The 12142-nt window shown below is 70.7% G+C and carries 14 protein-coding genes; 4 read left to right on the forward strand and 10 right to left on the reverse strand.

Annotated features, from left to right (window positions below; translation table 11 throughout):
* Window positions 1-59: 59 nt before the first annotated feature.
* On the reverse strand, window positions 60-1100 hold the full coding sequence (locus AB0N73_RS13060; protein ID WP_363564132.1) for an aldo/keto reductase: 1041 nt from the start codon (window positions 1098-1100) through the stop codon (window positions 60-62).
* A 25-nt stretch (window positions 1101-1125) separates the two neighbouring features.
* Window positions 1126-1344: a hypothetical protein gene (locus AB0N73_RS13065; RefSeq protein WP_363564134.1), complete on the reverse strand. Its 219-nt coding sequence runs from the start codon at window positions 1342-1344 to the stop codon at window positions 1126-1128.
* A 232-nt stretch (window positions 1345-1576) separates the two neighbouring features.
* On the opposite strand from AB0N73_RS13065, the gene AB0N73_RS13070 reads away from it, so the two are divergent.
* On the forward strand, window positions 1577-2530 hold the full coding sequence (locus tag AB0N73_RS13070; RefSeq protein ID WP_363564136.1) for a nucleoside hydrolase: 954 nt from the start codon (window positions 1577-1579) through the stop codon (window positions 2528-2530).
* Between the two features lie 180 nt (window positions 2531-2710).
* On the opposite strand, the gene AB0N73_RS13075 is transcribed toward AB0N73_RS13070, so the two are convergent.
* The gene (locus AB0N73_RS13075; RefSeq protein ID WP_363564138.1) at window positions 2711-3604 is read right to left on the reverse strand and encodes an EamA family transporter; all 894 of its coding nucleotides are present in this window, start codon (window positions 3602-3604) and stop codon (window positions 2711-2713) included.
* A gap of 34 nt (window positions 3605-3638) precedes the next feature.
* Window positions 3639-4916, reverse strand: a complete 1278-nt coding sequence (locus AB0N73_RS13080) for a serine hydrolase domain-containing protein (RefSeq protein ID WP_363564140.1) — start codon at window positions 4914-4916, stop codon at window positions 3639-3641.
* A gap of 55 nt (window positions 4917-4971) precedes the next feature.
* Between AB0N73_RS13080 and AB0N73_RS13085 the strand changes: the two genes are divergently transcribed.
* Both AB0N73_RS13085 and AB0N73_RS13090 read left to right on the forward strand, forming a co-directional pair.
* On the forward strand, window positions 4972-5280 hold the full coding sequence (locus AB0N73_RS13085; protein WP_363564142.1) for a DUF2470 domain-containing protein: 309 nt from the start codon (window positions 4972-4974) through the stop codon (window positions 5278-5280).
* A gap of 66 nt (window positions 5281-5346) precedes the next feature.
* A complete protein-coding gene (locus tag AB0N73_RS13090; protein ID WP_363564144.1) occupies window positions 5347-6003 on the forward strand; it encodes a biliverdin-producing heme oxygenase in 657 nt (218 codons plus the stop codon).
* Window positions 6004-6187: 184 nt separating this feature from the next.
* Here the strand turns inward: AB0N73_RS13090 and AB0N73_RS13095 are convergent, their stop codons facing one another.
* The gene (locus AB0N73_RS13095) at window positions 6188-7546 is read right to left on the reverse strand and encodes an AAA family ATPase (protein ID WP_363564196.1); all 1359 of its coding nucleotides are present in this window, start codon (window positions 7544-7546) and stop codon (window positions 6188-6190) included.
* A 118-nt stretch (window positions 7547-7664) separates the two neighbouring features.
* Between AB0N73_RS13095 and AB0N73_RS13100 the strand changes: the two genes are divergently transcribed.
* A complete protein-coding gene (locus tag AB0N73_RS13100; protein ID WP_363564146.1) occupies window positions 7665-8729 on the forward strand; it encodes a hypothetical protein in 1065 nt (354 codons plus the stop codon).
* Window positions 8730-8735: 6 nt separating this feature from the next.
* On the opposite strand, the gene AB0N73_RS13105 is transcribed toward AB0N73_RS13100, so the two are convergent.
* The 5 genes from AB0N73_RS13105 to rpmB all read right to left on the reverse strand — a co-directional run bounded on the left by AB0N73_RS13105 (window position 8736) and on the right by rpmB (window position 12140).
* A complete protein-coding gene (locus AB0N73_RS13105) occupies window positions 8736-10679 on the reverse strand; it encodes a cytochrome c oxidase assembly protein (RefSeq protein WP_363564198.1) in 1944 nt (647 codons plus the stop codon).
* 190 nt (window positions 10680-10869) lie between these two features.
* Window positions 10870-11157, reverse strand: coding sequence for an HU family DNA-binding protein (locus AB0N73_RS13110; protein ID WP_363564148.1), 288 nt, complete (start codon window positions 11155-11157; stop codon window positions 10870-10872).
* Between the two features lie 267 nt (window positions 11158-11424).
* Entirely contained in the window at window positions 11425-11730 is a 306-nt protein-coding gene (rpsN, locus tag AB0N73_RS13115) for a 30S ribosomal protein S14 (RefSeq protein ID WP_363564150.1), read from the reverse strand.
* A 3-nt stretch (window positions 11731-11733) separates the two neighbouring features.
* The gene (gene rpmG / locus AB0N73_RS13120; protein WP_029145259.1) at window positions 11734-11904 is read right to left on the reverse strand and encodes a 50S ribosomal protein L33; all 171 of its coding nucleotides are present in this window, start codon (window positions 11902-11904) and stop codon (window positions 11734-11736) included.
* Complete coding sequence (rpmB, locus tag AB0N73_RS13125) at window positions 11904-12140, reverse strand: 50S ribosomal protein L28 (protein ID WP_344093433.1); 237 nt, start codon at window positions 12138-12140, stop codon at window positions 11904-11906. The genes rpmG and rpmB overlap by 1 nt, the downstream gene beginning before the upstream one ends.
* Window positions 12141-12142: the final 2 nt, after the last annotated feature.

Consider the following 12142-nt stretch of genomic DNA (forward strand, 5'->3'; position numbering starts at 1 on the left):
GCGCAGAAAGAGGGGCCGGTCGGATGTTCCGACCGGCCCCTCTTTCTGCGTATGACGGATCAGGCGGTGGCGCTGCCGATCGGTGCCGCGAACTCGTCGAGCGCCGTGATGACCTCGGCGGGCAGCTCGGCCTTGCTCGCGGTGATCGCGTCGTCGATCTGACCGGGCCGCGACGCACCGATGATCGCGGTGGTCACCACCGGGTCGCGCAGCACCCACGCGATCGCCAGCTGCGGGATCGACAGGCCCGCCTCATCCGCGATGCCCGCGATGCCGCGGATGCGGCGCAGGTAGTCGTCGGTGAGCGCCGAGCCGTCGAGAAAGAAGCTGTTCGCGGCGCGGGAGTCGTCGGGAACGACGCCGTCGATGTACTTGGCCGTCAGCAGCCCCTGGGCGAGCGGGGAGAACACGGCGCTGCCCACCTGCAGTTCGCGCAGCAGGGGGAACAGGTCCTCCTCCGGGCGGCGGTCGAACAGCGAGTACCGCGGCTGGTGCAGCAGCAGGCGCACGCCCTCGCCGGCGAGCAGCTCGTGCGCACGACGCGTGAGCTCGGCCGGGTAGTTCGAGATGCCGACGTAGAGCGCCTTGCCACTGCGGACGATGTCGACCAGCGCCTGCACGGTCTCCTCGAGAGGCGTCTCGGGGTCGGGGCGGTGCGAGTAGAAGACGTCGACGTGGTCGATGCCGAGCCGGCGCAGGCTCTGCTCGAGCGACCGCGTGAGGTACTTGCGCGAGCCGCCGTCGCCGTACGGCCCCGGCCACATGTCGTAACCGGCCTTGCTGGTGAGGAACAGCTCGTCGCGGTATCGGCCCAGATCGCTCGCGAGCACCGTGCCGAGCGTGGACTCGGCGGCGCCGTAGGGCGGGCCGTAGTTGTTGGCCAGGTCGATGTGCACGACGCCGCGGTCGAACGCGTGCAGCAGGATCTCGCGCTGCGTCTCGATCGAGCGGTCGCGACCGAAGTTCTGCCAGAGACCGAGCGAGATGCGCGGAAGCGGGATGCCGCTGGCGCCGGCACGAGCGAACGGCACGTCGTCGTAGCGGGTGGTGGCCGCGGTGTAGGCGGTCGTCAGGCGGGGGTCATCGGCAGCGATGGGCATACGACTCTTTCGACGAGGTTCGGGGTCACTGGAACTCTGCCACATCCCCCCGACGCACCGCGGCGATGGAGGCCGGGGCGACCTCTCGCGGGTCCGTGCGGGAGCGACCGGCGGCGAGCGCCAGCAGCTCGCGCCGGGCGTCCTCCAGCGCTGCCTGCGCCCGGCGGAACTCGCGCCGTGCGGCGCCCAGTCGCTGCTCGTGATCGATGCCCCCGCCGATCGGGGCCGGACTCGTGGTCGACATACGCCCTCCTTCATCGCCGCCCGCGGGTGCGAACGGTGCGCCGACACTACGCCCGGCGCGGCACGGCGTCATCCCCCGTCGGTCACGCCGCGACATCCGCCGTGACCTCACGACACGGGCATCGACGTCACGGATGCGGCATCCGCCGCCCGTGCGGGATATAACCGAACAGTGCCCACCCGGGGCACGTCGGACGACGGCGTCCCTTTTCGACCCCTGCGAGGAGCCCGCCATGACCGCACCCGTCCCCGTCTACCTCGACTGCGACCCCGGCGTGGACGACACCGTCGCGATCGCCTACCTCCTGGCATCGCCGGCGGTGGAGCTCGTGGGCGTCGGCACCGTGAGCGGCAACACGTCGGCGGCTCAGGCCGCCCGCAACACGCTCGACCTCCTGGCGCTGGCCGGGCGCGACGACATCCCCGTCGCCCTCGGCGCCCACGACCACCTCGACCACCCCTTCAGCGGCGGCGCCCCGCATGTGCACGGCGACAACGGCGTCGGCGGCATCGTGCTGCCGCGCTCCGACCGCGAGGTCGACGAGCGCACCGCCGTCGAGCTGCTGCTCGACCTGTCGCGCACGTATGCCGGGCGTCTGCACATCCTGGCCATCGGTCCGCTCACCAACATCGCGCACGCGCTCGAGGCCGACCCGTCGCTGCCGGACCGCATCGCCGAGGTGACCGTGATGGGCGGCGCCGCGCTGTCGCCGGGCAACATCACGCCCGTGGCCGAGGCGAACATCTACAACGATCCGCAGGCCGCCGCGGCCCTCCTCGACGCCGACTGGGACGTCACCCTCGTGCCCCTCGACGTGACGCTCGAGCACACGCTGAGCGAGGAGCAGCGTCAGCAGTTCCTCGCCGACGACCGGCCCTTCGTCGTGGCGGTCGGGCAGATCCTCGACCACTACTTCGACTTCTACCTGCCCTCGTACGGCGCGCGCACCTGCGCCCTGCACGACCCGCTCGCCGCGGCCATCGCTGCCGGCGGCGTCTCGCCCTCCCGGGCGCTCCAGGTGCCGGTGGTCGTCGATGTGTCGCAGGGTCCCGGGCGCGGGCAGACGATCGCCGACCTCCGCGGCCAGCGCACCGGCCCCCGCCACCACGAGGGCGTCCGCACCCGCCTGGTGCTCGACGTCGACGACGACGCCGCCGCCCACCTCGTCGCCACCATCCTCGCCTGACCCGCCCGCGCCGCCCCGGCCCCGGCCTCGCCTGACCCGCGAGACAGCACTTTCGCGCCGAGACAGTGGGTTTAACCCGCGGTCTCGGCGCGAAAGTGCTGTCTCGGCGGTCCAGCGGGCGGTCGGGTCGGGCGGTCCAGCGGGCGGGCGGGTCGGGCGGTCGGGCGGTCGGGCGGGGCGTCAGGCGAGGGGTTCGGCGGGCGGGAGCGCGGGGGCGGCGCGAGGGCGAGGACGCGGCGCGGTCAGCACGGCGCCGATGCTCGCGGCGATGACCAGCGCGATGCCCACCAGCTCGAGCGCGACCAGGTGCTGGCCCAGCAGCAGGAACCCCGCGAGCGACGCGGTGGCGGGCCCGAGACTCATCAGGATCGCGAAGACGGATGCGGCCAGGCGCCGCAACGCGATGAGCTCCAACGCGTAGGGCACCGTCGACGACAGCACCGCGACCGCGGCGCCCAGCGCGAGCAGGTCGGGGCGCAGCAGCGCGGCGCCCGCATCCACGATGCCGAAGGGCAGCGAGAGCACCGCACCCACCACCATCGCCAGAGCGAGACCGTCGAGGCGGGGGAACTGGCGCCCGACCTTCGCCGACGCGAGGATGTAGAAGGCCCAGCTGGCCGCCGCGCCGAGGGCGAACAGCACGCCCGGCACCGTCAGCCGGTCCCAGCCGCCGCCTCCCAGCGCGAGGATGCCGACGAGCGCCAACCCGGCCCATACCCAGGCGCTCGCCCGACGCGCGACGATGATCGACAGCGCGAGCGGACCGAGCACCTCGATCGTCACCGTCACCCCCAGCGGCAGCTGCTCGAGGGCGAGGTAGAACAGCCCGTTCATGCAGGCCAGCACCACACCGAACTGCAGCACGCCGATCCACGCCGCCCGCGAATGACCCGACAGCCGGGGCCGGGCGATCGCCATGAGCACGACCGCCGCGAACACCAGCCGCAGCATGACCATGCCGAGCGGCCCGACCTGCGGGAACAGCAGCACCGCGACGGAGGCACCGACCTCCTGGCAGGCCAGACCCACCAGGACGAACAGCACCGCGGGTGCCGCCGAGGTGCGGGCGTTCACCGCGCCGACGCGATCACGAAGACGGCGGGCCGGTTCATGCGGGCAGCGGGCAGACCGCAGCGGCGGCGATGGCGTCGTGGTACTGCTGCGCCGTCCAGGGCAGGCCCGCATCCGGGACCGTCTGCCCGCTCGCCGCGGGGGCCTTGGAGGCGATGGAGGCGAGCTCCCACGCGAGATACGCACCGACCGTGTCGGATGCGGCCGAGTTGTTGAGCGTGACCGCCACCGTCATCCCGGTGGCCGGGTCGGAGAACGCGGCGGTGATGTAGCCGGGCACGGATCCGTACTGGCCGACGAGCGAACCGGCCTGCAGGGCTCCTCCGGCGGCCGTCAGCCACGACGGCTGGTCGCCGCCGAGCGTGTGCGGCGTCGCGAAGCGGTCGGTGCCCTCGGGCGCGAGCGCGCCGGTGGCCAACGCCTGCGTGTAGCGCACCACATCCGCGATCGTCGAGACGACGCCGCTGTCGGTGAAGAAGAAGCTCGCCGAGCGGACGGTGACGTCGGTGGGCTCCGCGCAGGCGAGCGCACCGTCGGCACCGGGCTGCGAGAGCAGTCCGGTGAGCGCCGGGTCACCGGGGGCCGCCGCCACGCTGCCGGGCAGGGAGGTGCTGTTCAGGCCGAGCGGGCGGAAGACATCGTCCTTCAGCAGGGACGAGACCGAACGGTTGGCCGCGTTCTCGAGCGCGAGCCCCAGCAGCACGTAGCCCGTGTCGGAGTCGCTGTAGCCGACGCCCGCGCGCGCGGGGTCGAAGCCGGTGATGCCGTATGCCGCGAGCTCGTTGCCGTTCCAGCGACGCGTCGGCAGCTGCAGAGCCGTGCCCTGGAGCGCCTGCTCGTACCGGCCGAGACCGCTCGTGCCGTCGCAGAGCATCTGGAGGGTGACGCCCTCGATGCCCGCCACGCTCGTGACGTAGTCGCGCACCTCGTCGTCGAGGGCGACGATGCCCTGATCGACCATCTGGTAGAGCAGGTCGCAGACCATCGGACGCGTCAGCTGCGCCACACGGAAGGCGTCGTCGACCTCGGCCTCGCCGACGCCGGCCACCCAGGATCCGCTCCACGGCGACGAGACGCTCACGACGGCGCCGGTCGAGCCGGTCGCGGCCATCGCGAACGATACGGCGGCTTCCAGCTGCGCCTGCGTCTCGGCGGGGAAGGCGCCTTCGACCTGCGTCGGCGTCTCGATCTCGACGGTGCCTTCGGGGCTACAGCCGGCGAGCGCCAACGCCAGAGTGACACCGGCCGCAACGAGGGCGGCGGCGCGTCTGAAGCCGGAACCGCTCGGCATGCTCACCCCCGTGATCGTGCTCAAGTATTCAAACATACGCACATCACAAGACCATCACGGTCGGCTTACGCTGTGCTGCATGACCCATGCGTTCGACGACGAAACCCTGGCCGGTGTGCTGGGGCATATGAACTCCGACCACTCCGACGACAACCTGCTCATCGCCCGCGCGTTCGGCGCCGACGAGGCGCCCGTCGGGTCGCGGATGGTGTCGTTCGACGGTGATGGCGGCGATTGGGTCGTGACCGGCGCCGGCGGCGCGACCTCCGAGCTGCGCGTGCCGTGGCCGGGCGGATCGATCACCGAACGCCGCGAGGTGCGCCGCGAGATCGTCGCGCTGTACGACGCCGCCTGCGCCCGACTGGACATCGAGCCGCGTCCTCACTGAGCACCGACGACATCCGACGAAAACTCGCAGGTAAGGTTCCGCTTAGCTGAAGGTATAGTGGGCGGCATGACCGACCCGATCTCCTTCTCCACCGCCCTGCGCGAGCGTTCCAGCGGCGCCCACTCCGGCAGCGAAGGCGCCGGGTTCATGTCCGACCTCATCAAGGGCGATGGCACGCGCGAGGACTACATCGCGCTCGTCACCCAGCACTGGTTCATCTACGAGGCCCTCGAGGGAGCCGCCGAGCGGATGCGGCGCGACCCGCTGGCCGCCGTGTTCATCAGCGACCGCCTCACCCGCCTCCCCGCCCTCGCCGCCGACCTCGAGTTCCTCGTCGGTCCCGACTGGCGCGAGACGATCGAGCCGCTGCCGACCACGCAGCGCTACGTCGATCGCATCAACCAGGTCGGCGCCACGTGGCCCGGCGGCTTCGTCGCCCACCACTACACGCGCTACCTCGGCGACCTCTCGGGCGGCCTCTTCATCGGCAAGCTCATGCAGCGCCGGTTCGGGTTCGACACCAACGGCATCGGCTTCTACATCTTCGCCGACATCGCCGACCCGAAGGAGTTCAAGGAGGTCTACCGCGACCAGCTCGACGCCGCCCCGTGGGACGAAGCCGAGAAGGAGCGCGTGATCGACGAGGTGCTGCTGGCCTACCAGTTCAACACCGAGCTCTTCGAGGACCTGGCCCGCGCGAAGGCCGCCTCCGTCGCCGCCTGAGCCCGACTCACCGCCCGCACAACGGCGGATATCGCGCCCGACACCCCGGGCGACCGCATCCACAGCCGGGGTGTCGTCTCCCGGATCCGCCGTTGTGCCGCGTGCACGCGACGCGGCCGACCGGATGAGGCCCGAACGACCCGGGCGACCCGAACGACCCGGGCGGCCCGACCGACCCGACGGATCAGCGCGCGCGGGCCATGAAGCGCTGCACGTCGCTGTCGACGCGGATGTCGGAGGGCCGGAGCGGCCGCGACAGGTAGAGCCCGTCGAGCGAGGTGAGGCGCGACAGCGCGACATAGGTCTGACCCGGCGCGAAGGCACCGGAGCCCAGATCGATGATCGCGCGCTCGTAGGTCTTGCCCTGCGACTTGTGGATGGTGACCGCCCAGGCCAGTCGCAGGGGGAACTGCGTGAACTCCGCCACGATGTCGCGGCTGAGTTTGCGGGAGGCCGGGTCGTAGGCGTACCGGAAGCGTTCCCACACCGCGGGCTCGACGTCGTGGTCGCGCCCGTCGATCTCGACGCGCACACTGTCGCCCGTGATGCGCACGACCGTGCCGATCGTGCCGTTCACCCAGCGCGGGCCCTCGCCGTAGGGCTGGATGTCGTTGCGCAGGAACATGACCTGCGCCCCCACCTTGAGCTGCAGCTGCGAGTCCGCCGGGTACGACGCCTCGCCGCGCCCGAAATCGCCGCTGATCTCGGCGCGTGCGGTCTGCAGCCGCCCCGGCAGCGCGTCGAGGTGACGGCGGTTGATCGTGTTGACGATGTCGTTGCGGGTGGCGAGCGTGATGATGGGCGCCTCGTCGTCGGCGGTGGCGGCCGGAGGCGTGCGGGCGCCGGTGTCGTTGAGGATCTTGGCCATGTCGGCGGTGACCTGCCCGTACCGCACGGCGTTCAGCAGCGCCTTGAAGCCGGGGTCCGCCTGGCGGTGGATGTCGCGCAGCTCCGCGACGCGCAGCTCGGCGCCGTAGCGGCCGAGGTCGACGAGACCGTCGCCGCTCGCCTCGCCCGCCCAGACGTGGGCGTCGAAGAACCAGAACGAGCGGTAGTGATCGCGCACGTACCGCAGTTCGTCGCCGCGGGGTGGCACGGGGGCGAGCTGGTACGGATCCCCGAACATGACGATCTGCACGCCGCCGAACGACTCGGCACGCCGCCCGCGGGCCTGCCGCAGCGCCCGGTCCATCCCGTCCATCAGGTCGGCGTTCACCATCGAGATCTCGTCGATCACGAGGGTGTCGATGGCGTTGAGGATCTTGCGCGTCGCGTCGGTCTGGTCGATGTCTCCGTTCGCGATCAAACCGATCGGCAGGCGGAACAGGGAGTGGATCGTCTGCCCCTCGACGTTGAGAGCGGCGACGCCGGTGGGGGCGCACACGGCGATCTGCTTGGAGGTGTGCCAGGCCAGGTGCTGCAGCAGCGTCGACTTGCCGGTTCCCGCGCGCCCGGTGACGAACACGTGCTCTCGGGTGTCCTCGATGAGCCGGAAGAGCGCCTCCTGCTCGGCGGACAGCGGCGGGATGTTCACGCCCTCCATGCTAGGCGCCGCGCCGATCCCCGCCGTCGCCGGACGGATGTCGCCGCCCCACAGCACACCGAGACCCTCCGCGGCAACTCACCGGTCACTCCCGGCTGCCGTTTCCTAGACTGACCAGGTGGCAGCATCGACTCGCATGCGGCGCGCGGGCGCGCGTCTCGCGGTCGATCTCACGGCGCTGAGCGTGATCGGCGTGCTGCTCGTCGCGGCTCTCGGCGCCGGCGCCGCGGTGCTGTACCGCGAGTTCTACAGTCCGTCGGCGTTCGTGATGCGGTATCTGTCGCTGCTGGAGTCCGGGCGCGCGGCCGACGCGCTCGCGCTGCCGGGCGTCGCCCTCGACTCGGCCGACCTGTCGGCAGCGGGCATGCCCGAGACCGCCAGCGACGTGCTGCTGCGCAGCGCCGCCCTCACCTCGCTCACCGATGCCCGCGTCGTGTCGGAGGAGCAGGACGGCGTCGACACGGTCGTCACGGCCGCCTACACGGCGGGCGGGCACGACGGGACGACCACGTTCCGGGTGCGCGACAACGGCGTGATCGGCATCGCCCCCACGTGGCGGTTCAGCCGCAGCCCCCTGTCGGTCATGAACCTCATGGTCCTCGGGTCGATGAGCTTCACGATCAACGACTTCGTGCTCGACAAGCGCCAGGTCGCCCCCGAGGGTCTCGAGGTCGACCCGGTGGCTCCCCTGCCGATGCTGGTGTTCTCGCCCGGCCTGTACTCGATCTCGGTCGACACCCCGCTCGCCACCACCCCGGGCCTGGCCGTGCTGGCGGACGCCCCCATGGTCAACGTCCCGGTGCAGTTGCAGGCGCAGCCCACCGAGGAGTTCGTGGCGGTGGTGCAGGAGCGCGTCGAGGAGTTCCTCACCGGCTGCACCGCGCAGCAGGTGCTGCAGCCCACCGGATGCCCGTTCGGCTATGTCGTGCGCAACCGGGTCGAAGAGCTGCCGACGTGGAGCATCACGCAGCAGCCGCAGGTGCAGGTCGAGCCCGACGGCGCCGGATGGCGCATCCCCGACGCGCAGGCCACCGCCCACATCGATCTCGAGATCCGCTCGCTGTTCGACGGGTCGCTGCGCGAGGTGTCGGAGGACGTGCCCTTCGTGCTCAACGGCACGATCGACATCCTGCCGGACGGCACCGCATCCATCCGCCTCGGCGGCTACGACCGCACCGGCTGATCCGCGTCAGCGCTGTCGGCGACGATCGCGCTCGGCGAGAGCGGCGAGCTGCGCGTTGTAGGCCTCGAGCTCGGCATCGCCGGTACGGTCGGCCTGGCGATCCGTCGCGCGCTGCAGCCGATCGTCGCTGCGGCTCCATTGGATGGCGACCGTGATCCCGAGGATGAGCGCGGGGATCTCGCCCACACCCCAGGCGATGCCGCCGCCGACGTTCTGGTCCTCGATCGGCGACGGACCCCACGTGCGCCCCATCGAGCCGAACCACTCGGCGATGAAGAGCCCCGTCTGCATCATGATCGCCACGCCGAAGAACGCGTGCGCGGCGATGACCACGCCCAGCGTCAGCAACCGGAACGGGAACGGGAACCGGTAGGGCACCGGGTCGATGCCGATCAGCGACAGCACGAACAGGTAGCCCGTGATGAGGAAGTGCGCCACCATCCAGACGTGGCCGAGGTGGTCGTACAGCGACCAGCGGAACAGGTCGGTGTAGTAGAACGCCCACAGCGAGCCGACGAACATGGCGGCGGCGAACACCGGGTGCGTGACGATCTTCGAGAACGGCGTGTGCACGGCCCACAGGATCCACTCGCGCCCGCCGCGCGTGCCGTCATCGCGCTTGCGGATGGCGCGGAGTGCGAGCGTGACGGGAGCACCGGGTACGAGCAGCAGCGGGATCGCCATGGTGAGGAGCATGTGCCCCATCATGTGAACGCTGAACAGGTAGTCCTGGTACACGTTGATCGGTCCGGCGGTGACCCACAGCAGCAGGAGCATGCCCGCCGTCCACAGCACCGTGCGGTAGATCGGCCACCGGTCGCCGCGGCGGCGCAGACGCCACACCCCCGCGAAGTAGAAGACCAGACCGAACCCCACGACGAACGCCCACAGGATGTCGGCGTTCCAGGCGGTGAACCAGCGCTCGAGCGTGAGCTCGGGCGGCAGCGGCGCCTCGGTGAGGAACTCGGCCGGGGTGCGCACCGAGGGCACCGTCTGATCCGACGGCGGTGCGGTGCGGGCGAGCGCGGCGGCCGCACCGCTGGCGATGCCCATGAGCGCGATCTCGACCGCGATCAGCGACCAGAAGTGCCGGGAACCGCTCTCGTCCTTGGCCCGGCCGATGAGCCGCAACCGGTACCAGGCGCCGAGGAGCCCCATCCCGATCAGGGCGACGACCTTCACCATGAGGATCGCGCCGTACGGGCTGAAGATCGCCGGGAGGGCGCCGAGGCTGACCGTGGCGCGCAGCGTGCCCGAGATCGCGACCACGACGAACGCCACGAGCGCGATGCTCGAGTAGCGCAGGAGGACGGCATGCATCCGGCCGCGATCGATGAGCGGGCGGATCACCACGAGCAGCAGCAGCCCGCCCAGCCAGACGGCCGCCGCGCTGATGTGCAGCACCAGCGACGTCGTCGCGAGGGTGTGGTTGGCCAGCTCGCCCGAGTGCCCCTGGGTGCCCATCGGCACGAGTGAGGCGAGCGCCAGGATCGCGACCAGCAGCGTGGGCGTCCACGACCGCACGGCGAAGGTGAGGACGGTGAGGATGGCGCCGGCGATCGTCGTGATCAGCCAGGTGCGGCCGAGTTCGACCTCGACCAGGAAGCGGCCCAGCTGCTGTCCGAAGACGGCGTCGGCGCTGGGGGTGGCGTTGAAGACGTTGACGAAGGTGAGGAAGCCCGTGATCGCCGCCGTGATCGTGAAGATCGCGGCCGAGATGGATGCGGTGTCGAGCGCCGCCTCGAAGGCCCGGTCCTCGGGCTTCAGCGCGAACAGCGCCAGCACGAGCGCGCCGATCATCCCGGCGGCGGCGAGGTTGAGCACGAGCTTGACGGCGGGCAGGCTCCACCGGACGACCGGACCCGCATCCGCGATGACGAGGGGGGCGGCGCCGCCGCCGTAAATCAACGCGGCCACGAGCGCGGCGAAGGCGGTGACGACCAGGATCACCGGGCCCGCCACCCGCAGGGCCTGCGGGTTCGCGGCACGCCGCGCGGTTGCGCGGGGGGCACCGGTGCCGCGCGAGGAGGACGTGAGGGTCACCGCTCCAGCCTAGGCGCGTCGTCGGCGCGGTAGCCGCGCCCGGACATGACGAAGGGGGGATGCCTCGCGGCATCCCCCCTTCGTCGGTCGTCGTCGATTACTTGACGGCGGCCTTCAGCTTGGAGCCGGCGGTCACCTTGACGCGCTTGCCGGCGGGGATGGCGATCTCTTCGCCGGTCTGGGGGTTGCGGCCGGTGCGGGCCGAGGTGTCGACCTGCTCGAACGCGATCCAGCCCGGGATCGAGACCTTCGTGCCCTTGGCGACGGCCTCGGAGACGGTCGCGAAGAGGGAGTCGAGCACGCCCGACACGGCGGACTGGCTCTGTCCGGTGGCGCTGGCGATGCTCGCGACGAGCTCGGTCTTGGTGATGGACTTGTCGGCCATGTGGGTTGTCCTCCAAACGACGCGAACGTCGCTTCTTGACTTCGGCCCGGGAACATCGTCCCGGTTGGTCGGATCGACCGTGCTCGAATATACCCAGATTCGCTGAGATTCCGCGGATTTCCGCGGGAATTCGACATCCTGTGACGGCGTGTCACCGAGAATCGGGTCAGATGCGCCGAAAGCGGTGCCCCGGAGGCCTCCGGCGGGGGTGGAACGACGAAGGCCCGGCACCCCTCGGGGGCCGGGCCTTCGTGCGGATGCGAGTGCTTACCAGCTGGACTTGGTCACACCGGGCAGCTCGCCACGGTGGGCCATGTCGCGGAAGCGCACACGGGAGATGCCGAACTTCGTGAGGACACCGCGGGGGCGTCCGTCGATGACGTCGCGGCTGCGCAGGCGCACCGGCGATGCGTTGCGGGGCAGCTTCTGCAGGCCCACGCGAGCGGCTTCACGCTGCTCGTCGGTGGACTCCGGCGACACGAGCGCCTTCTTCAGCTCGAGTCGCTTCGCGGCGTAGCGGTCGACGACTTCCTGGCGCTGCTTGTTGCGCGCGATCTTGCTCTTCTTGGCCATAGGTCAGCGCTCCTCTCTGAATTCGACGTGCTTGCGGACGACCGGGTCGTACTTCTTGAGCACGATGCGGTCGGGGTTGTTGCGACGGTTCTTGCGCGTCACGTAGGTGTACCCCGTGCCGGCGGTCGAACGCAGCTTGATGATCGGACGTACGTCCTGAGCCTTCTTCGCCATTAGAGCTTCACACCCTTCGCGAGGAGGTCCTTGACGACGGACTCGATGCCGCGGGCGTCAATGACCTTGATGCCCTTCGCCGACACGTTCAGCTTGATGCTGCGGCCCAGCGACGGGACGTAGTAGGTCTTCTTCTGCACGTTCGGGTCGAAGCGGCGCTTCGTCCGGCGGTGCGAGTGCGAGATGTTGTGACCGAAGCCGGGAACTGCTCCTGTCACCTGGCACACTGCTGCCATGG

Source organism: Microbacterium sp. NPDC089189, from assembly GCF_040685095.1.
Lineage (GTDB): Bacteria > Actinomycetota > Actinomycetes > Actinomycetales > Microbacteriaceae > Microbacterium.